Genomic DNA, 20,705 nt, shown 5'->3' with positions numbered 1-20,705 from the left:
TCCACCACCTGTTCCCTAGAAGTCGTCGAGAGTTGTCCACACAGTTTTCCACAACCCGTGTGTCAAGGCACCAGAGGGGCACCGCACTGTCGAACGCTAGTGAGTCACGGGTCCATCCGCAACCGGTTTGAGTGGCTTGTCAAGCGGGTCAGAGGACTACATGACTGTGGTTTCATGGGTGTTGTTCGATGACTACTCGTTGCGAGGTTGTCAGTTTGCCGATGACGGGGTCGACAACGTACAGTTGTCCGGTCGCTGTCTTCAGCGTCCACTTCCCCTGCGCCCATCCGGGCGCCCCGGACACATGGGACCGGCTCGTGTCGATCCCCCGGGTGATCCCCGAGACACAAGGGAGAACATCCCCGTGAAGCGCACTTTCCAGCCCAGCAATCGTCGTCGTGCCCGTAACCACGGTTTCCGTTCCCGCATGAGCACCCGTGCCGGCCGCGGCATCCTCGCTGCTCGTCGTCGCAAGGGTCGCGCCAAGCTGTCGGCCTGAGTCCCCATGCTGCCCGCCCGGTCGCGGATGCACCGTCCCGGTGACTTCCGCGCCGCGGTCCGCGGGGGCGTCAGATCAGGTCGTCCTACTCTCGTCGTCCACGCTGGACGATGTGCACAGGTTCGGCCCGATCCGACCGACATCACCGAGTTGTCCACAGCCACTGTGGACAATTGTGGTACCGGTGGTCCATCAGCGTCCGACGGACCGATCACTTCCCGATCCGAGCTTGCGCCCCGGGTCGGTTTTGTCGTCTCCAAGGCCGTGGGTAATGCCGTCACTCGCAATCGTGTGAAGCGGCGCCTGCGGCACCTGTGTCGTCCCCTCGTCGACGAACTCGCGGACGGCACCGTCGTCGTCGTGCGGGCTCTGCCGGCTGCCGCAACCGAACCGGGTCGAGTCGCGAAGGATCTCGACGGCGCATGGCACCAGGCACTGCGGAAACTTCGATGATGGCTGCAGCGGTACCGGCACGGCGACCGGATCACAGCAGTGGCGTGTGGGGCACGTTGCGGCGGTTTCGTCCCCTTACGTGGCTGGCCATTGGCTTCGTCAAAGGCTGGCGTGCCTTCATCTCGCCGCTTTACGGAGACGTCTGCAAGTATGAGCCGAGCTGTTCCGCCTACGGTCTGCGAGCCCTGAAGGTGCACGGAGTGTTCCGGGCGACGCCGATGATCATCTGGCGGATCCTGCGATGCAACCCATGGTCCAACGGCGGGTACGACCCAGTGCCGGGCACCCCCGAGGCGAGGCAATGGCGTGAACTCCACCCCGAGCTCGCGCGCTCCACAAAGAAACCGACCGATGACCTGACGGGTGATGACCCGAGGGATCGCGGATCGGTCCCACGAACCATCCCCGGACACACCGATCCGGGGAGTACCCACATGGGTACCCCTTCCCACACCCGAGGTGAGAACTGATGCTCAACCCGCTGGTCATACTCGGCCTGGGCGGCGCCCTCCATGCGATGGGTCACGCCATCATGGTGCCGCTGTACTGGGCGGTGTCCGGCCTGCTCGTCCTCTTCCACTACCTGTGGTCGCCACTGTTCGGTCGCGACTCTGGCGTGTCGTGGACGTTGGCCATCGTCTGTCTGACGATCTTCATCCGGCTGTTATTGGTGCCGCTGTTCGTCAGGCAGATCAACTCTGCGCGATCGATGCAGCTCATCCAGCCGAAGATGAAGGCCATCCAGGAGAAGTACGGCGACGACCGGGAACGTGCCGGCCAGGAGATGATGAACCTCTACCGCGAGGAAGGGGTCAACCCGGCAGCGTCCTGTCTCCCCGTGTTGCTGCAGATGCCGATCTTCCTGGCCCTGTTCCGCGTGCTCGACGGCGCCTCCCGCGGTATCGCCCGCGGTCACTTCTTCACCGAGAATCCGGGGCTCATGGAGTCCCTGCAGCACGCCAAGTTCTTCGGCGCTGAGCTGGCCGGTCGCTTCCTGCCGATGAACGACGGCTTCGGCGGCACCCAGGTCGTCGCCCTGGTCCTCATCATCATCATGGTGGCGACGCTGTTCTACACCCAGCTTCAGCTGATGCGGAAGAACATGCCGCCGGAGTCCCTGACCGGCCCGATGGCACAGCAGCAGAAGATGATGATTTACCTCTTCCCGCTGATGTACCTGTTCTCCGGTGTGAGCTTCCCGATCGGCGTCATGCTCTACTGGTGCACCTCGAACCTGTGGACTCTCGGTCAGCAGGAGATCCTCATTCGTAACAACCCGACGCCGAACACCCCGGCCTACATCGACTGGCGTGAGCGCATGATCGCCAAGGGTAAGGATCCCGACGAGATCGAGCGTGCCCGTCGTGAGAAGCGTCGCCGCAAGGTCGTCGCTCCCACTCCGGTGGCAACTGCTGAGGATGGCGAGAAGCCGATGGTTGCCCGTCAGGGTGTCACCCGTCAGACGGTACGCAAGGACGCCAGTGGTGGCCGTCAGGTCGTCCGTCGTCAGCAGCCGGCCAAGCAGACGCGAGCCCAACGCAAGAAGTGAGGCCGGGCCCCGGACCCGTCATGAACCATTCCACTGACCAGTATGACTGGTTGATTTTGAGAGGTAACGAACAACGATGAGCGAGAGCAGCGAGCGCATCGAGGAGCTCGACGTCGATCAGGTTGAGAACCATGGCAATATCGATGTCGAGGAGATTGAGGACGACGACGTCGACCTCGAGTCAGGGGATGACGTCGAGGACGAGGACGATGAAGAGAGTGACGACGAGCAGTCTGGTGACCCTCTGGATGAGGAGGGTGACATTGCCGCCGACTACCTCGAGGAGCTGCTCGACATCGCCGACCTGGATGGTGACATCGACACCTATGTGGAGAGCGGGCGGGCCCACGTCTCCATCGTCACGGATTCCCAGACCCTCGTCGGCAAGGACGGTAAGGTCCTGGAGGCCCTGCAGGAGCTGTCCCGCCTGGCCGTCATGACCGAGGTCGGGCATCGCTCCCGCCTCATGCTCGACATCGCCGGGTACCGGGAGTCGCGTCGCAAGGAGCTGGTGGCCCTGGCAACTGAGGCGATTCAGTCGGTCAAGGAGACCGGTGAGCCGGCTCACCTGGCTCCCATGAACCCCTTCGAGCGCAAGATCGTGCATGACGCGGTTGCGGCCGCGGGACTCGTCAGCGAGTCCGAGGGTGTCGAGCCCAGGCGTCACGTGGTCATCACGCAGGAGCAGTGACGCATACTTAGTCGAGTCACAAGCGTGGGGCCTGGTGGGTGTGATGCCCGCCGGGCTCTCTCGTTGTGCACGGACCCCTACGTCTCCGTACCTTCTTCCACTGCACGTTGCCCACGTTTTTCCGAGATGACCACGGTGGCCCATCCCTGCTGACGTGAGGAGTGGTCCCGGGGCTGAGCCGATCAAGCCGTCAGACGTGGCTGTCATCTTTGATGAGGGGATTATTTATAGTCGAAAGAGTGACGATTTCCGTTCGCCCCATTTCCGTCGCTACCATGTTCGAGTTCATTGCGGCCCGAGGGTCAGCTTCTTTCTTGCAGACCCCGGCATGGGCGCGGGTGAAGTCGGAGTGGTGAGGTGAACGGATCGGGTTCTACGACGGTGACGAGCTCACCGGTGTTGGATTGATCCTCTACCGCAAGCTCCCCAAGCTGCCTCGTTACCTGGCCTATCTGCCGGAAGGACCGGTCCTCGACTGGTCCCGCGACGACATCGCCGGGCACTTTGACGCCCTGGTTGCCCACGTCAAGAAACGCCACGCTTTCGCCGTGCGTATCGGGCCGGCCATCGTGCACCATATCTGGGGTACCAAGACGATCAAGGACGCCATCGCCGACGACAACGTCACCTCACTGACTGAGGTGGAACCGGACGTCACGACCCCTGAGGGTGAGCGCGTCATGTCGGTGCTTAAGCAGGGCGGATGGGTGACTGACGAGAGTGGCCACGGATTCGCCGCCGGACAGCCGCAGTTCAACTTCCAGCTTCCGTTACGCCACGAGGATGGCACTCAGAAGACTGAGAACGAGCTCCTCAAGGGTATGAATCAGCTGTGGCGTCGCAACATCAAGAAAGCCAACAAGCTTGGCGTCGAGGTCAAGCTCGGAACCCGTGAAGACTTGCCGCGATTCCACGAGGTCTACCTGGAGACCGCCGAGCGTGATGGGTTCACGGGACGTCCGCTGGAGTACTTCGAGCACATGTGGGACGTCCTCAATACTGAGGAAGAGGGTCGCATGAAGGTCTTCCTCGCCGAGTATGAAGGAGATCTCGTCGCCTCGACGACCTTCGTCACCGTTGGTGAGCACGCCTGGTACTCCTGTGGCGCATCGACCACGGCCAAGCGTGAGGTGCGTGGATCCAACGCCATTCAGTAGGCCATGATTCGCACCGCCAATGAAGCGGGATGCGCTGTGTACGACATGCGTGGCATCGTCGCCGGTGTTGGTGCTGATGATCCGGAGATCGGACTTATCCAGTTCAAGGTGGGCAGCGGTGGCCAGGCGGTGGCCTTCCCCGGCGAGTGGGACAAGCCGATCAACCCCATCCTTTACAAGGCTTTTGACTTCTACATGAAGAGACGCTGACATGCTCAAACTCACTGTTGATGCGGAACGCTGGCACAGTCACGTGGCGGCATTCGTTGATTCCTGCCCGGGAATCGTGCCTGTGACCAAGGGAAATGGGTACGGATTCGGACACGCATTGACGGTGCAGGAGTCGCAGCGCCTCGGTGTTGGCATCATTGCCGTTGGCGTGGCCCAAGAGGTGGCGTCGGTCCGTGAGCATGGCTGGGACAAGGAGGTTGTCGTCCCCAACCCGTGGCGACCCGGTGATGAGGTGGCCACTGAGCTGTTGAGCGATCCCAAGGTCATCACGACGATCTCGAGGGCTGAAGACGTGGCCGCTGTGCGTGAGATTGCGCCGGGCGCACCCATCCTCGTCGAGGTGGAGACCTCCATGCATCGCCACGGTGTGCGCGCAGATGAAGTCGCGGTACTGGATCTTGACGGTTTGAACGTGCGTGGATGGACGATTCACCTTCCGTCAGGGGCGGCACTCGATGAAGGTCGGGAGATGGCGCGGATCGTCAAGCGTCATCCGTTGGCTCACGCGGTATCTGGTTCTCCCATCTCGGCCTTGACGACTACAAGACGCTGTCGAAGGAACTCGACGTCCCGGTGCGGATGCGTGTCGGGACCCGGCTGTGGCTGGGTGACGTCGACGCTTACCGGGTGACGGGAACGGTTCTGGACATCCACTGGCTGCCCAAGGGAACGCCGGTTGGTTATCACCGAATCAAGACTCGTGCTGACGGATACATTGTCGTGGTGTCGGGAGGAACGGCCCATGGCGTTGCCTTGTCGGCGCCGATCTCTGCCGGGTCTTTGCGGCAATGGCTCATCCCGGGAGCTGAGGCTCTGCAGCAGATGGTGGGACGGGTGACGAGCCCCTTCACCATTGCTGGACGGCGCCCGGTCTTCGCGGAGCCTCCTCACATGCATTCCTCGATGGTCTTCATCGGAGGTCCTGGAGAGCCCGCCCAGGTTGGCGACGAGGTGCCGGTGAACGTCCGTATGACGACGGCGACCTTCGATGAGATTCGCGTGAAGTGATATGCGGGGGCCGCACGTCCCTGGCGTGTGTGCTGTCTCTGCGCGCTGCTGAGTGTTGAGCGCTCTGCGAGCGGTGTGATGATAAGCCATGAGTGGCAGGGGGCTGGTGGCTGTGTGGCGAGGGGCAAGGCTTTGCCGCGCCTGTGTGACTTTGTGTGAGCTGTGTTGGCGGGAGTTTGTGAAGCGTGTGGTTGTCGATACCTATGTTGAGTTCGAACCGGATCTGTGATGGGGTCACTCCCCTCTTGTCATCCGTTGGCGTGCGTGTGACGCTGCTAGTCGTGCGGTGTAGGTGGTGACCGTGCGGAGGGTCCTGCTGGCCATCCGGTCCGCGACGCCTGAGAGAGGTGGGGAAAGGTGCGGATGCGTGGACTGCGGGTTCTTGCTTGGGGACGAGGATTTCCGACGCCATAGTTATTAATCCATATATCGACAAAACTATATATGGTTGGAACTGTTCCACGTGGAACATCGGAGCTTGTGAAGGGTTTCGTCGGCCTGAAGCGTGATTGCTGGTAGAAGCTTCCGCTGCGGTCGTTCGCACTTCGACGCCGTGGGTCTTGCTGGATTATGTGCTGCTTCAGTCGGATGTGGATGAGTCGGCGCTGTGTTGTGGGGGAAGTCGTATGTGACTCGTTATACCTCCCGCGGAGTCTCAGTTTGTCGTCATGCCATGGCTTGAGCGTTGCTGATCCTTCGAGGCTGGAGATCGCGTGACGATCTAACCGATCTGATATCCGAAATGGCATTCGAGAATGTCGTGGTGAGGCTGTTGGCTGGCGGCACGACACTGGCGAGATTGCATGTTGACCGTACACATCGACGGACGGTGTATTCAGAACTTGAGTCTTAATGACTCAAGATTATGGTCATTATTCCGTTGTGCTGGAGCCTTATGCTCGAAGCTAGCGAAATGAGGCACTGAACCACATGACTGGAATTGCGTTGTGTACAAGTTGTTGAATACCAACGGTATCTCGCAAGTGAAGAGACTGGTCGGCTGACTAATCAGATGAACCTTGATGGGTGGAGGCTGCGAGCGACATAGGACCCACAGGGCCCGAGTGTGCACGGGACCTCACTCGCCAAGTGCCTTTGCTGGAGTTGCGCGCCCGACTCTAGGCCTGACAGGTTGATCATGGGATGGATACCACTTGGGAGTGGACAGCTTCGCAACCATTCCCCCGCCCTCTATGGCACAGCAGTCAATGTTGAAGCGTCATGATGACATGCCAGAGGATGAAGACGGGGAGAGCTATCCGGCACATGTCCTTCGAATTCGATGCTGAATGTTTGTGATCATGCGTGGCCTGATACCTGTCGACGTGATCATGGGCGCGGTCAGGGTTCAACAGCTGTGCCCAGTGTTTCATCGGTGGCTGGGTCGGCGTTATTGGGTAGTTCCTAGTTCGAAGAGATCTGGACGATGAAAGGTTTGAGGAGAGGAACAGAGACCCCCAGAACATCATGTGGCCGAGATACCGGAGGGGTGACCGGAGGGCTGGGATGGGCCTTGTCATGCATGGTGATGGCTGGCGCCAGTGGGATCGGCAGGTCGCGAGGACTCCGAAGGCGACGACCGGGGTACCTGAGGAATGGTGAATGAGGGAGCCTCCTCACTGTATGCAGACATGGCAGGATGTTTGGCATGACCGAGGTGACGGACGACACGATAGCCGAACGACTTTATGGCGGCAGCTATAAAACAATTAAACGATATGTCGATATATTGGCTAATCGAGGAGTCGAGTGGGGATTGATTGGACCTCGCGAGGTCGACAGATTGTGGGAGCGCCACATCCTCAACAGTGCGGCCTTGGGAAGCCTGATTCCGCAAGGATCGAGAGTCGCTGACGTCGGGAGTGGTGCGGGATTACCTGGTACTCCACTGGCGGTTTTGCGACCGGACTTGGAGATGACCCTCGTCGAGCCGATGCTGCGACGGTCCAACTTTTTGACCGAAGTCGTAGATGAGCTTGGCTTAGGTGATCGGGTGACGATTGTGCGAGATCGGGCCGAGGATGCAGGTATTTCGGTTGACGTCGTCGTGTCCCGAGCGGTTGCGAAGTTGGCGACCCTTGTCGGATGGACGGCTGGCTTGTTCGGACAGACTGGTTGTCTTTTGGCATTGAAGGGGCAGTCTGCTGAGGAAGAAGTGGCCAAAGCGAAGAAGGAGCTTTCCAAGCGCCATCTGTCTGCAGAGGTGCTTCTCGTTCGTGCCGATCCATCGTCGGAAGTGACGCGCGCAGTGCGCGTCCGTCGGTCTGAATCTGCGTGAGAAGTCGCAGGCTTCACGGGCGAGAATCCAAATCGAGATCCCTGACGAAAGTGTGCGTGATCGCTATCTGACTAGGTGAGATCACAACTCGGATGTCGCTGAATGCTCTCATGACAACTGAGTCAAGGTTGTCCATCCTGTGTTGGCATCAGGATGACCGTTGGTTCGCGAGGCGGTGGCGGGATACACCAGGAGCGGGTGCTGGTTAGCAGACCGTGACCGTTATGTGGTGAGAGATGGTGAACTCAATGGCGTGTGAGTGACGATGACAGTATTTGGGTTCACGGCGAGGGCCGTATGTGAACGACAGTGCCGTCATAGCGTAGTTGGTACCGCGAACGTAGCTGGAGTTCGTGGGTGTATGACTGTGATTTTGAAAGGGGCCGCTGGAGTCTGGGTCGATGAGGCGTTTTGCCGGCGGCGTTGCTAGGGCGATCCGGCAGTTCGATCCAACCTGAGCGAGATGGAATGGCGGTGTTTCACGTGAAACACCAATCCAGGCGTGGCGTTGACGCCATCTCCCAGGCGATCCGACGGTATTGATCGACATGGCTTTGCCAATACGTACCGAGCGACGAACCTTGCTCTCCTCCCTAGTAACTCCTGTCACTGTTCCCACTGGCGTCACCAACACCACCACGACCATCGGTGCCATCCTGAGCCGGTAATGTGCCGTCCAACATTGTTGGCGAGGTTGCCGCTCACATCACCCAGCACAGTGCTGACCAACGTTATTGGTGCCGCGTCGACGGACGTCAACAACACCGTGTTGAACGAGGTCGCGGCACTGTCTGCCGGTATGTAGCCAGATTCGTTCCCGCTGATCGCATCGCCTTCAGAGGGGATGTTGGAGGCAGATAGCCACGGCAGTGCACGAAAACGACCTGTTCGACAGCCTCACCAGCCGGAGCAATCAACTCAACAGCTGGGACGGCAGGCTCATCGAGCAGCCGAACTGCTAGCCCGTATTCGACGGAGCATCCTTACAGGGCGGAATCTCGAGCAGTCCAAGGAATGTGATCATGGGCCATTGGCTCTCGGGACGAGGGCATCTTGGATTCGTTGGTGATGTCGCGAAACCGTAGGTAGCGGCCGTCGTCATGGCAGTCCGGGTGGAGGAATGAGTGCAGGCCGGACTGTCCGCTTGGCAGGACGATGTACATTCCCACGACGTGGTTACAAAGAGAGGCAACCCGCCTGAGGGTACCTGTCGCACGATGTAGCCTATGGCGAGTTTCAGCAGTGACGAGTCGCGATCCGGGGTTGTCGGACAGAACGGTTCGACGACTTTTCAGCCGGTATGTTCTTGAGCTATCGCCTATGGTCTAGTTATCCACCAGGAGTATGGGGTTATCCACAGGTGGGAAGCGTCTCTGGTTCTGGCGGATGTACCCGGTAGAGTGGCCAAGCGACGGTGTTTCACGTGAAACGTCACTCCCGCTCGCAACGGAAAGGATGCGCATGACCGACGAGGTCCCCATCTATGACGGAGCACCTAAGCGGGCGGCCTTTGATGGGCCCGAGGTGCCTGACGCAGAGGATACGGCAGCCGACCGTGCTGATGGCTCGACGGCATCTGCTGTGCCATTGACACTCCCCCGTCCCACCAGACCCGCCACGATCGTTGTAGCCAACCAGAAGGGCGGAGTAGGGAAGACCACCACAGCAATCAATTTTGCCGTCGCCCTGGCCATGAGTGGTCTAAAAGTGCTCGTCATCGATACCGACCCCCAGGGCAACGCATCGACAGCTCTTGGGATCGACCACGAGGCAGGTACACCGGGAACGTACGAGGTCCTCATTGATGAGGAGGATATTGCCCTCGTCGCCAAGGAGAGCCCGGAGGCGCCCGGTCTCGAAGTCGTACCGGCAACGATTGATCTTTCCGGAGCAGAGCTTCAACTTGTTGATGTGAAGGGACGGGAGCGTCGCCTACGGAAAGCGCTGCGTAAGTATCTCAAGACTCACGAGGTCGACTACGTCATTCTCGATTGCCCACCGTCTCTTGGCCTGCTGACTCTCAATGCACTCGTCGCTGCAGACGAAGTTTTGCTTCCTATCCAATGTGAGTATTACGCCCTTGAAGGCGTTACTCAACTCATGCGCACCATTGACGCTGTCCGTCGTGCGATGAATAAGGATCTCCGCCTTGGGTCGATACTTATGACGATGTTTGACGGCAGGACCAGGTTGTCCACGCAGGTGGATGAGGAGGTCCGTACCCACTTTGCACGCGAAACGATGAAGGCGCGGATTCCGCGGTCCGTCCGTGTGTCGGAAGCGCCGAGCTACAGCCGTAGTGTTCTGACGTACGAGCCGAAGTCCGCCGGCGCCGTCGCATACCGGGAGGCGGCAGCAGAATTCGCCAAGCGACACGCGCCTGCCTCAGATTCCAGTAAGCGTGGCGGAGATTCGCCTGTTGATACCTCCGAGACGAAGGAGTCGTGACTGTGGGAGCAAAGCACAGCGGACTGGGCCGCGGTTTTGGGGAGTTCTTCCAGAGGACTGATCTCGATGACGATGATGATGACATCCCCGAGGAGGAGGGAGGCTTCGCGGACGCCGCTACGGAAGATGGAGTCCAAGGATCACGATTCGCGCTCATTGATGTTGACAAGGTCCGGCCAAATGGCCAACAGCCACGCAAAGTCTTTGACGATGATGGCCTGACGGAGCTGTCCGAATCGATCAAGACGGTGGGCGTCTTGCAGCCTGTGGTTGTCACGCCTGTTGACGATGGATATGAGCTCGTCATGGGTGAGCGGCGGTGGCGTGCGACCCGTCAGGCTGGTCTGACGACTATTCCCGCGATCGTACGTACGACAGCGAGCCAGGACATGCTTCGAGATGCTCTTCTCGAGAACCTCCATCGCGTCCAGCTCAATCCGTTGGAAGAAGCAGCGGCGTACGAGCAAATGCTCAATGATTTTGGTTGTACTCAGGACGAGCTGTCTGAGCGAGTTCAGCGCTCTCGCTCGCAAATTGCCAATACGATCCGCCTGTTGAAGCTGAGTTCAGGTGTTCAGAAGCGACTCCTCGAGGGTGATATCACCGCTGGGCACGCGCGTCCCCTCTTGTCGCTGGATGATCCAGACCTCCAGAGCAAGATAGCGGATCGCATTGTCTCGGAAGGCTTGTCAGTACGCGCCACAGAAGAACTCGTTCGGCAGACACTGGATGACACCACCGAGGTCAAGCCGCATCAGCGCAAGAAGCCTGGGAGGGACACGGAGGCGATGAAGTTGGGAGATGAGCTGTCCCAGCGTTTCCGGACGGCGGTGAAGGTGAAGCGTCGCAACGGTCGGGGCACGATCACGATGGCATTCAGCGATGATGACGAGTTAGAGCGACTTATCGATATATTGTCAAAGTGATAATCACATGACGAATGTCCCTGGTTGATGCTGAAGCGGTGGCCAGGGACATTGTCATGGGTGAGTGGTGATCAGGGGATTTGAGTCCACACGACTGGCGAAGGCCTCCCATGCTTCGAGGAGCTACTGGCAGTTGATGGCATGTCCAGGCCCCTGGGCTCGCTGTGGTTGAGCTCTTGGGGGCATCGACTCACGTAGCCTCCGAAACGGAAGCCGCGTCACTTAGCGGGTACTTCGTGGTGAGCCCAGTAGTCCTTTGCTTGGTCAATACGGCGGTCGACATCCTTACGGGCAAAATGCTCGGCAACGAAGGACAGAAACGGCACGGTTCCAGCGAGGGCAATGATGAGCAACCTCGTGAGCGGCCATCCTGCCTTGCGTCCCAAGATGTAGGCCGTGATGAGGAGAACGGGATAGAGCCATCCGTGAGAGACGCCGACGATATTGACCATGGTCGGCCTTCCGGCCGCGTACTTCAGTGGCATTGCGACACACACCAGGACGACCAAGAAGGTGCCCACGAGATAGGCCATGACTCGGTAGGCGATCAAGGCTTTGCGTACCCCAGAGATGTCGTCAGGTTCGATCCACGGCTCTGTTTCGGCGTCAGCAGCGCTCCCAGTCGAACCGGGGTTGGACCCATGATCGTGGGCACTGCCACGCACGTCACTCGTGTCTATTGCCTCGCTTGTTGAAGAGGCAGCGTAGAAGTCGTCGCTGGTCACGTCGTCGCAATGTTGCACGTGAAACAGAGTACTGATGCCGGTCAACCGGCTCTGAACCGGCCACCAGTCAATCCTTGTGTTTCCCCGCTGCTCTGGTGAAGGCAATGGACATAGCGATCGTGAAGATCGCAAACACCCACCATTGAAGGGCATAACCACGATTGCGTTCGCCGCCATCTCCCTTGGGAAGCACGGGCTGGGCAGGGGACAGACCTTGGGCACGAGCATCTTGCTCGATGAGGGTCAGTGTTGCCGGGACCAATGGTTGCGGCCACGTCTGGGTCAGCACCTCCAATCGAAGCGACGGCAGCACAGCCGCCGGCATCTGTGGGTTGCGGTGCTCGTCCGACTCCGAAGCAGCCAGGACACCCGTGAGTGTGACGGTGCCCGAGGGAGCTGAGGGAATTTCTTGGCCCTTGGAAATCTGGCCTCTGACGACAGCGATCGTCTCACCTGAGGTGAGACGCATTCCCTCGACGGCTCTGACAGGCCATGATGTCCCTACCATTGTGCTGGTCGACGGCTTGAAGGTGCCGGTGATCCTCACCCGACGCCCGTACTGGGCCATGACGTCAGCTCGTTTGAGAGCTTTGTTCCACGTGATGACAGGCTGATCTATACGGGCTTGGGTGGAATTGTTCTGCTGGGACTCGAAGACATTCATCTGCCACAGGCCGAGGACGACCATCACCCCGGCCAGCACTGTGCCGATCAGCATGATCAGCGTCTGCTTGACACGAATAGCAGAGCTGGATCGTGAAGTCGTGCTGTGCTCAACCATGGTTACGGGCGACATCGTCGACAAGCTGCGAACACACCTCGCCGAGATCCAGGCCAGCAGCTTCCATGGCCACGGGGACAAGGGACGTTGCCGTCATGCCGGGAGCAGCGCCAGCCTCCAGGAACACCGGACGACCAGACTCATCGACGATGGCGTCCACGCGAGAGATGCCGGAGAAGTTCAGCACGCGCTGGACGATGCGGGCCATCTCAGTTGCAGCCTCGGCAGCCTCGTCACTGATGTCGGCGGGAGCCGTCAGACGGGTCTCACCCCCGGTGTACATCGCCGAGTAGTCATAAACCTCGCCGACGGGACGAATCTCCACGGCAGGCAACACTCGCGTCCCCTCGGAGGTCGTGATCATGCCGATTGCCAGCTCAGTACCGGTGATGAACTCCTCGACTACTGCCATGTCGTCATACGCGTACGCATTGGCAATGGCTTGGGGGAAGTCTGCGGCATCGTCGACCTTCGTGACCCCCAAGCTCGAGCCTCCCCGAGCTGGTTTCACGATGACTGGAAGTCCGAGCCGTTCCAAGATGGACCGGATGACGGTCCGAGCTCCGAGCTTTCGGAAAATGTCGTGGGGGAGAGCCACCTGCTGCGGCGTGGCGACACCCGCGGCAGCAACAGCTCGTGACGCAATGGACTTGTCGAAGGAAATACGGCAGGTTGTCGGTCCCGACCCCACATAGGGGATGCCCATGAGTTTGAGGACTTCAAGAAGGGCGCCATTCTCTCCCAGGCCGCCATGCAGCATGGGGAAGACGACGGCTCCGTCGTTGGCACGTAGGGTCTTGATGAGGGAGGAGTCGATGTCGGCCTCGACGACCTCATGCCCGACTCGCCGCAACGCCTGGGCAACGGTGCGACCTGACTTCAGAGAAATGTCGCGCTGGTGGCTGAGCCCCCCGGCGAGGACGACGACTGGTTGCAACATGGAACCATTCAACCAGCGTCATGACGATGATGGGGATACCGACCCTCCCGTGACAGCCAGACAGGGCACACAACCGCGGCCATACGCGGATTCTTCACAGCGATTCGCAGATAAATCGACAAATCTCCGATTTCTCAGTCAGTGGCCAGGTGAACCTTGCGGTCCCATGAGTCATTGTCCGGTGAGCTGGACACGGCGTCGGACCCGGGGGCGAGACCCTCACAGACCGCGGAACCGTCCGTGCGGAATCAGGCGAGGTTTGGTCCAGGCCCAAGATCGCGGGAACGACTTCGACTATCAGCCAGCTCGAAGGTCTCGGCGATCTCGAGCTCCTCGCGCATCACACCGGCAAGCCTCTCGACTCCGACCTTGATCCGCTCAGGCGTCGGGTAACAGAAGGACAGCCGAATATTGCGCTGTCCCCGTCCGTCGGCGTAGAAAGCCGTTCCCGGGGTGTAGGCAACGAGCTTGGTGACGGCCCGAGGGAGCATAGCCGCCGAGTCGACCGCTCCGGGCATCGTCAACCAGACGAAGAATCCACCGGACGGACGAGTCCACGTCGTCCCTTCAGGCATGTGCTCGGCCAAGGAAGCCAACATGGTGTCGCGACGGATGCGGTACATGTCGATGAAGCTTCGGACCTGTCCGCGCCAGTCCCAGTGGGTCAGGTAGCTGGAAATGGCGAACTGGGAAAAGACCGGCGGGCACAAGGTCGCCGACTCCTGGGCGAGGACCAGCTTGTCGTGCACGAAGGTCGGGGCTAGCACCCACCCGACGCGAAACCCCGGAGCGAAGGTCTTGGAGAACGAGCCTAGGTAGACGACGTTCTCGGGATCCATCGACTTCAGGGTCGGCAAGGGATCCTCGTCAAGATTGAGTAGACCGTACGGATTGTCCTCGACCACGAGAAGGTCGAGCTCGTCTGCCATGGCCAGGATCTCACGTCGTCTCTCGGACGACTGGGAGATTCCCGACGGGTTCGAGTGGTTGGGAATGGTGTAGAGGAACTTGACCGACTTGCCGTCACGACGGGCCGCCGTCACCTCCTCGCGCAGCGACTCCGGCACCAGGCCGCTGTCGTCCATGTCGACGTGGATGACCTCGGCCTCGTACGAGGCGAAGGTGTTGAGAGCTCCGACGTAGGACGGCGATTCCGCCATGATGACGTCGCCCGGGTCGCAGAAGATTCGAGTCACGAGGTCGAGTCCTTGCTGGGACCCGCAGGTGACGGTGACGTCGTCGGGGTCAGCGATGAGACCTTCGACGGCCATGACCTCGCAGATGTGCTCGCGGATCTCCGGCTCGCCCTGGCCCGATCCGTACTGCATGACGACGGCACCGCGGGTGTCGACGAGCTCCTTCAACGATTCACCGACGACGTCGAGGGGAAGATCGGCGATGTTCGGCATGCCACCTGCCAGCGAGACGACTTCAGGACGGTTCGCCACCGCGAAGAGAGCCCGAACCGGGGAGGTTTTCAGACCGAGAGTGCGGATGGAGTAGCGATCATGGAACTTGTCGAAGGTGGTGTCGACGCGACGGCTTGTGATGGCCTCGGCGGCTTTGGGAGCAGCAGCGGCAGCGGCATTGATGCGCACGTCGTCGGTCGAAGGGACAGGCTTCCTGATGATGTGCTCTGTGCTGCTCACCCTCCCACTGTGCCCCACCAATGCCTCGGAAATCTAGAATGACACTCGTACGAGTGTGGTCTATTTCACCCACAGGGCGTCACAGAAAGCCCTGTAGGTAGTGTTCACCGCCACAGGGCATGTTGGGGATCAACGGAGGAGGCATCGTGCGAGTCAGACACCTGACGATTCTGGCGAGGGAAGATGCCGCATCCCTTGGTGTTTCCGGAAATCTTCGTCCTTGGGGGATTGACGCCGACTCGTCCCTTCCTGACTGGGCTGACGCCGCATGCCGAGCCTGGGGGTTCTTCGGGGTCGCGAGCCGGCACGGAGACGAGGTCGACGGGATCATCCTGGTGGCACCCGAATCCTGTCTTCCCGTCGAACACCCGATGTCGAAAATTCCCCGTACACCTGGGGGAGCGGTTCTGGTGGGCTTCCTGCCTCATCGAAATGATGTTTCTTGGGGGCGAGTACGCACCTCGTTCCTGTCAGCACGCCTGAACGGGTCGGTTCCGGTCATCGAGGCCGGTGCTGTCGTCGGACCATGGGTTGATCGGCGGCTTGCGCCGGTGACCTGGTTGGAGTCGTGGGGATTCCAGGAGGCCGACCCCATGTGCGCGGGGCCCGTTCGACGGATGAGGCTGGATCTGCGTAGGTCAGTCAAAACCGAGGAGACGTGGGCGGAACGCTTGTTCGGGTGGCTGCGTGGTAACGGACTTGCTCCAGCTGACGTCGGTCGATTGCGATGGCCGACGGGTTCAGTGCGCCATGATCACGAACCTCCAGTGGCTGTTATTCAGACCAGGACGCAGTCTCCGCAGCAGGCCATTCGCGAGCCGCTCACCTGATAGTAGAGACAGCAACTACGTCGATGGAACCCTGGACCAGCAGTGACACCAGGACGAGGGTCGACCATGATCAACAACTCGGTCGCAGCGTCGATGGCGGCCTGGCGTAGATCAGGACGGCAGCGGGAAATCATGACCACCGACGTGCTCACGGCCGACGCGAGGTTGTCGCGAGCAATAATTTTGCTGAGCCCGGCCACGATGAAAGCATCCGTGATCGTCTCCACTGCCGAGTCGGTGATTTTCGCCGATCCTGGTTTCCAGGCCACTGACACCGGAATCGGAGCCTGAAGTACATCCTGGAACCAGAGATCCTCCAGGCGGGGGAAAATGACATCGTGGCCCAGAGCCCGTGCTGTCACCACTGGCACGACGAGCCTGGCGACAATTCCCAACTGAGTGGCGGACAAGGCGACCCGACGGGCAACTGGACCGGGAGCTGCGGCGACATCGTGACCGTGACCGGCCCTTCCCTCGTGGCGTTGGGCCAGCATGGCCTCGTGGGTGTGGTTGATGCGACGGTCCATGACCTCGGGCGTCACCAGTTGGGTAGCGGGAAGCCAGGAATTGGCGGGGGCCTCGTTGGATCGGTGGTTTTCGACACTGACCCACTCGTCGAAACCCGCTGCAGTCAGATCGATGATGTCCACGCACCCATGGTGCTTCCCCCACGGTGGCAGGAGCAGCTGAATTGGGATTTTTGGACCCCGGGGCGTCGGTAAAACGCTGATCCTTCGCAGCGAGCGGGGTTGGTGACAGGCACACGACAACCTTCCGGGGACAGTCACCAGGATCCGGGTGCAAAAGCCCCATCTCGGACAGGGCTGAGGCACTCGGATGCGTCGATCCTTGTCGAGGCGGGGATTTTGCCACCACGAGGAGGGTGGCTGTGGAAGACCCCGTAGGGAAAGATCGGTCCCGGGTGACATCACCCGGGACCGTCAATCTCAGCGGAAGTTGACCTGCCGTCCGAGGGTTCCCACCAATTGCTGGCGGTATTCCTCACTGACGGCCCGGTCGTGGAAGCCACGGACGTGATCCAGGCGAGCCTGGACGTCAATCTCCTCGCAGGCGGCGGCGTTGCGCGGGTCAGCCATGAATTCCTCGAGTTGTGCGATGCCCCTCTCGGAGCGTCGGACGTCCTCGGCCTGCTTGGCGTCGAGGCGCTCGGCATACCAGTCAGAGGCCAGCACGGACTCATGGGTGAACATTTCTCGCAACTCGGGATCGTCCAGGGTCCAGCCCTCCGAACAGGTCCCGTTGGCCATGACCTCGAGCAGGGCCCGAATCGGCGGCACAGCCAGTGAGATCGTCCCGTCGTCGAAGTAGGCCTTGGCCACCCGGGCGTGAGTCATCGAGATCGTCCGCACCGAATCAGCGAAGATCTCGGCGTCCTGCAGCTCCGGACGCAGCATCTCCGGGGTGAAAACCGTATCGGGATGCAGGAAAATGCGGCCGAAGTAAGCGCGCATGAACTTCTCGGTCATGCGGTAGCCCAGACGGGAAGCGAGAATGAGCTCGCCGTCCTTCTCGAAGTCCTCCATCTTCTCCAGGTACCCGCCCTCGATGAGGGTCTTGGCATCCCTCTCCGTCGGCGACATCCGGGAGAAGATTTCCGGAACGAGCAGGGAGATGTCGTGGGCCACCTCGACGTTGGGCCCGATGAACCCGGCCGAGGACAGCCAGCCGTCGTAACCCGACAGCACGAAGGACAGGAAGGAGGAGTTGAGGTCGAAGACCGCCGGCAGGGCATTGAACGGAGCCTTCGTCAGCGCCCCCTCCGAACCGGCACCCGTCGTCGAGGGGCTCTTGCCGGTCATGGAGGAGATGAACTCCATGAACAGCTCCGGCAGCTCCATGTAGTGCAGTGGGTTGTAGGCGCACAGAGCCGGAATCTTGTCCTCCGGCGGGTTGTTGCGCCGTCCAGCGGCGACGATGTCGACCGGGAGCGGTAGTGGCTCGTTGACCCGACGGCCGTGATACAGGTGGCTGGCCAGGTTCGCGATGGCCGTCTCGCGCGGCTTCGCGATGTCGGGACGAATCTGCAGGTAACGCGGGTTACGCGACCGCACCCCGTCGATGAGGCGCGGATCAGCACTGGAGACGATGTACTTCGGTTCCTCGGAAGGATCGGAGTCGGCGAAATTCGACAGGAACGTGCGCATCGGCTTGGTGAACTTCGAGAAGGTCACCACGTCGTCACGCATCGCCGTGACGTCCTCGCGAGTCAGCGGCTGATAATTCGAGATGAACAGGCCACGCTCACTCATGTCGCGCTCGGTCTGGGTGTCATAGCCACGGTGAATGGCGTCGTCAGGACGCTGGAAGAGGAGAGCCTCGCAGTTGGCGACGACCTTGCGCGACAGGCCCTCTGGACCGGTGACCATGCCAGGAGAGGTGACGATGGAGGCCGTCATATCGTCCTCGGTCTGGACCTTGATAGCCGGGGCGTAGTCGTGGCGCAGGGTGAACAAACGCCAGGAACCGTCGGGCTGGAAACCGACGCGAGCCATGCTCACTAGGATCTTCTGGCCGTCGAGTCGCACCATGTTGCCGTGCCGACCATTCGTCGGCGCGACAGTGAAGTGGGAGCGCCAGTCGTCACCCCATTCCGGCTTGTAGTAGCGCTTGATGGTGAAGACGAGCTCCTTGCGGAACGACGGGATGGAGTTGATCCAGTCGTTGTACCAATCGGTGAAGTCCGAGGACGGAGTCAGCAGCTTGATGACCGACCCGACAGAACGCTCCGCCGACAGGATCGGACGGTGATCCTTGCCGTTGAGCTCGGGATCGGCGAATCGGGTCGAGAAGTCGCGATGCAGGATGTCCTCGACGGCATCCATGTCGGCCTCGAAGTCCGGGACGTAGGCGTTGCCCTGCAGGAAGGTGTCCGAGATCGCCTTGGAGATCTCAGATTTGCCGCCACCGGAGACGGTGCAGCACTTGTGCAGGGTAGTCGACTCACCGTAGGTGCCCTTGAGGTACCACTGGTCGTCGGCCTCGTTGTGGATCATCGTCATGCGGTAGCCGTCAGGGGAGAGGTACTCGGTGTCGGCCCGCATCGGGATGGACTGTGCACCGTCATCCCAGGAAACGGTGCCATCCCGCAGGCTGAACTTAGTCCCGCCGGGCACCAGCAGGACGTTGTCGATGCCGAGGACCTTCGCATGGCCCTTGTCGAGCATCTCGAAGTCATCCGGGTTGTCCGCGACCACGTCGGCAACCGTCTGCTGGCAGCTCGGGGTGGCGTACTCCTGGCCCTGGTTGTGGGAACGGTAGGCGCGGGCACCGCCGGAGTGCTCCTCCTCGGCCAGTCCGAAGAGGTTCGCGGAGTAGGAGATCTGGGTCTTGACCTCCTTCTTGCAGTAGCCGAAGTAGTTGTCGGCGACAATGGTGAGGATGACTCCGGACTCGTCACGGGCGCACAGCTTGAACGGCTTGCCCTCGTTGTAGAGCTCGGACTCATCGGACCAGCACATTCCGTCGCGACGCTGCCGGTCGGTGGCCTGGTCGATGTGAGGCAGACCGAGGTCGACCTTGCGGACGAGGTTGAGGTGCGGGGCCAGGATGACGCAACCGCTGTGGCCGGTCCATCCGGCGGGGGCGAGGGCGGAATCGTTGCCCGGCAGCAGCGGATCGCCGGCGTTTCCGAAGATCCCCTCGACGAAATCGAGGTTGGAGACCAGACCGCCGGGGGCGAAGAAGCGGATCTCCATCCGACGCTCGGAGACGAAGTCGGGAATCTCGGGAACCACGAGCGGGCGGAGCAGCAGGGACACCCAGGTGTGAGCCTGACGCTCCACGGGCTGGGTGGAGGTGTAGGGGAGCAGGGTGTGTTCCGGTGGGGCCTGGAAGGCGAGGTCGAGGAGGCGAGCGACGACCTCGATCGGAACGGCCTTCTTGTCGTCGGGGATTGCCAGCCCGCCCTCTGCGACGTGGAAGACGCCGGCCGTGGTGCGGCGGTCATTGCGCGGGTTGTGCAGCACGCCGTTGGTAACCCGGTAACTCGCGACCAGGTCGGAGGTGAACTCGTCACCGTCGACGGGGAGGGAAAGGGCTCGGGCCAGACCGGGCTCATCGAGAGTCAGGGTGGTTTCGGGCAGGTGGGGATGGACGGGAGAGTCCTCACCGAGGTAGCGGTCGATGAATGCTTGGATGCGTCGGTCAGCCGGGCAGAGGAGCTCAGGGATCTCCCGTCTGAGTTCCCGTTGACGAGCAAGTACCGGGGCGACGACGTCGATGTCGGAGGCGCGCGCGGCTGTCGGCAGTGGCAGGCCGTTGAGCGCCAATCTGAGGTTCACGGAGTCGGTGTGAGCTTGGGTGGCCATGAATCCATTGTCCCCTGAAATTGTGAAGTTTCCATGAGCGTGGTCAGACGGGCATCCAAGAGGGGTGGAGTTGGGCGTCAGGGCACTCGGCCTGCGTAGGTGTGGATGGTTCTTGACGTTCGGTGGGTCGACACGTGGGCTCCCTCCACGTCAGTTGCACTTGTGTGGGTGTGGGAGAGATGCTGCCGAAAGCCCACGCAACGTGGTCCTTG

At 60.8% G+C, this 20,705-nt stretch carries 15 protein-coding genes and 2 pseudogenes; 11 read left to right on the top strand and 6 right to left on the bottom strand.

Features of this window, described 5'->3' with window-relative positions; genetic code table 11:
- The first annotated feature begins 364 nt into the window (after nt 1–364).
- The 10 genes and pseudogenes from rpmH (at nt 365) to ACP8LP_RS12365 (ending at nt 11,240) form a co-directional block, all read left to right on the top strand.
- Nucleotides 365–499, top strand: coding sequence for a 50S ribosomal protein L34 (rpmH, locus tag ACP8LP_RS12410; protein ID WP_004810058.1), 135 nt, complete (start codon nt 365–367; stop codon nt 497–499).
- 6 nt (nt 500–505) lie between these two features.
- Nucleotides 506–952 (top strand): ribonuclease P protein component, encoded by a 447-nt coding sequence (gene rnpA / locus ACP8LP_RS12405; RefSeq protein ID WP_016666592.1) that lies wholly within the window; start codon nt 506–508, stop codon nt 950–952.
- Complete coding sequence (gene yidD / locus ACP8LP_RS12400) at nt 949–1,422, top strand: membrane protein insertion efficiency factor YidD (protein ID WP_016666591.1); 474 nt, start codon at nt 949–951, stop codon at nt 1,420–1,422. Before rnpA ends, yidD begins: the two co-directional genes overlap by 4 nt.
- Nucleotides 1,422–2,501 (top strand): membrane protein insertase YidC, encoded by a 1,080-nt coding sequence (gene yidC, locus ACP8LP_RS12395; protein ID WP_016666590.1) that lies wholly within the window; start codon nt 1,422–1,424, stop codon nt 2,499–2,501. Before yidD ends, yidC begins: the two co-directional genes overlap by 1 nt.
- Nucleotides 2,502–2,577: 76 nt before the next feature.
- Complete coding sequence (locus ACP8LP_RS12390; protein WP_334353481.1) at nt 2,578–3,192, top strand: Jag family protein; 615 nt, start codon at nt 2,578–2,580, stop codon at nt 3,190–3,192.
- 239 nt (nt 3,193–3,431) lie between these two features.
- A pseudogene (locus ACP8LP_RS12385) lies at nt 3,432–4,559 on the top strand (lipid II:glycine glycyltransferase FemX).
- A 1-nt stretch (nt 4,560) separates the two neighbouring features.
- A pseudogene (locus tag ACP8LP_RS12380) lies at nt 4,561–5,588 on the top strand (alanine racemase).
- Nucleotides 5,589–7,227: 1,639 nt separating this feature from the next.
- Complete coding sequence (rsmG, locus tag ACP8LP_RS12375) at nt 7,228–7,866, top strand: 16S rRNA (guanine(527)-N(7))-methyltransferase RsmG (protein WP_484483189.1); 639 nt, start codon at nt 7,228–7,230, stop codon at nt 7,864–7,866.
- A 1,455-nt stretch (nt 7,867–9,321) separates the two neighbouring features.
- On the top strand, nt 9,322–10,314 hold the full coding sequence (locus ACP8LP_RS12370) for a ParA family protein (RefSeq protein ID WP_334353317.1): 993 nt from the start codon (nt 9,322–9,324) through the stop codon (nt 10,312–10,314).
- Nucleotides 10,311–11,240 (top strand): ParB/RepB/Spo0J family partition protein, encoded by a 930-nt coding sequence (locus ACP8LP_RS12365; RefSeq protein ID WP_036975604.1) that lies wholly within the window; start codon nt 10,311–10,313, stop codon nt 11,238–11,240. The genes ACP8LP_RS12370 and ACP8LP_RS12365 overlap by 4 nt, the downstream gene beginning before the upstream one ends.
- Before the next feature lie 218 nt (nt 11,241–11,458).
- Here the strand turns inward: ACP8LP_RS12365 and ACP8LP_RS12360 are convergent, their stop codons facing one another.
- The 4 genes from ACP8LP_RS12360 to ACP8LP_RS12345 form a co-directional block, all read right to left on the bottom strand.
- On the bottom strand, nt 11,459–11,905 hold the full coding sequence (locus tag ACP8LP_RS12360; RefSeq protein ID WP_417033802.1) for a DUF3817 domain-containing protein: 447 nt from the start codon (nt 11,903–11,905) through the stop codon (nt 11,459–11,461).
- 127 nt (nt 11,906–12,032) lie between these two features.
- Nucleotides 12,033–12,746, bottom strand: coding sequence for an SURF1 family protein (locus ACP8LP_RS12355; RefSeq protein WP_484483188.1), 714 nt, complete (start codon nt 12,744–12,746; stop codon nt 12,033–12,035).
- Nucleotides 12,739–13,686 (bottom strand): D-alanine--D-alanine ligase family protein, encoded by a 948-nt coding sequence (locus ACP8LP_RS12350; protein WP_334353318.1) that lies wholly within the window; start codon nt 13,684–13,686, stop codon nt 12,739–12,741. Before ACP8LP_RS12350 ends, ACP8LP_RS12355 begins: the two co-directional genes overlap by 8 nt.
- Before the next feature lie 248 nt (nt 13,687–13,934).
- The gene (locus ACP8LP_RS12345) at nt 13,935–15,284 is read right to left on the bottom strand and encodes an aminotransferase-like domain-containing protein (RefSeq protein WP_187117056.1); all 1,350 of its coding nucleotides are present in this window, start codon (nt 15,282–15,284) and stop codon (nt 13,935–13,937) included.
- Nucleotides 15,285–15,481: 197 nt separating this feature from the next.
- Between ACP8LP_RS12345 and ACP8LP_RS12340 the strand changes: the two genes are divergently transcribed.
- Nucleotides 15,482–16,165: a hypothetical protein gene (locus ACP8LP_RS12340; protein ID WP_334353319.1), complete on the top strand. Its 684-nt coding sequence runs from the start codon at nt 15,482–15,484 to the stop codon at nt 16,163–16,165.
- Here ACP8LP_RS12340 and ACP8LP_RS12335 read toward each other — a convergent pair.
- Together ACP8LP_RS12335 and ACP8LP_RS12330 are read right to left on the bottom strand one after the other, a co-directional pair.
- On the bottom strand, nt 16,114–16,815 hold the full coding sequence (locus ACP8LP_RS12335) for a (2Fe-2S)-binding protein (protein ID WP_334353320.1): 702 nt from the start codon (nt 16,813–16,815) through the stop codon (nt 16,114–16,116). The two genes, ACP8LP_RS12340 and ACP8LP_RS12335, sit on opposite strands and share 52 nt — an antisense overlap.
- Before the next feature lie 297 nt (nt 16,816–17,112).
- Nucleotides 17,113–20,493 (bottom strand): PPi-type phosphoenolpyruvate carboxykinase family protein, encoded by a 3,381-nt coding sequence (locus tag ACP8LP_RS12330; protein ID WP_334353321.1) that lies wholly within the window; start codon nt 20,491–20,493, stop codon nt 17,113–17,115.
- Between the last annotated feature and the right edge of the window lie 212 nt (nt 20,494–20,705).

It is taken from the genome of Cutibacterium sp. LaCa_89 (genome assembly GCF_058177555.1).
Note: the sequence above shows the minus strand (reverse complement) of the source record. Positions and strands in the feature narration are given on the sequence as shown.

Bases quoted from the DNA above. Each gene is read 5' to 3' on its own strand.
- rnpA (WP_016666592.1), top strand. From the start codon at position 506: ATGCTGCCCGCCCGGTCGCGGATGCACCGTCCCGGTGACTTCCGCGCC.
- yidD (WP_016666591.1), top strand. From the start codon at position 949: ATGATGGCTGCAGCGGTACCGGCACGGCGACCGGATCACAGCAGTGGC.
- yidC (WP_016666590.1), top strand. From the start codon at position 1,422: ATGCTCAACCCGCTGGTCATACTCGGCCTGGGCGGCGCCCTCCATGCG.
- ACP8LP_RS12390 (WP_334353481.1), top strand. From the start codon at position 2,578: ATGAGCGAGAGCAGCGAGCGCATCGAGGAGCTCGACGTCGATCAGGTT.
- rsmG (WP_484483189.1), top strand. From the start codon at position 7,228: ATGTTTGGCATGACCGAGGTGACGGACGACACGATAGCCGAACGACTT.
- ACP8LP_RS12370 (WP_334353317.1), top strand. From the start codon at position 9,322: ATGCGCATGACCGACGAGGTCCCCATCTATGACGGAGCACCTAAGCGG.
- ACP8LP_RS12355 (WP_484483188.1), bottom strand. From the start codon at position 12,746: ATGGTTGAGCACAGCACGACTTCACGATCCAGCTCTGCTATTCGTGTC.
- ACP8LP_RS12350 (WP_334353318.1), bottom strand. From the start codon at position 13,686: ATGTTGCAACCAGTCGTCGTCCTCGCCGGGGGGCTCAGCCACCAGCGC.
- ACP8LP_RS12330 (WP_334353321.1), bottom strand. From the start codon at position 20,493: ATGGCCACCCAAGCTCACACCGACTCCGTGAACCTCAGATTGGCGCTC.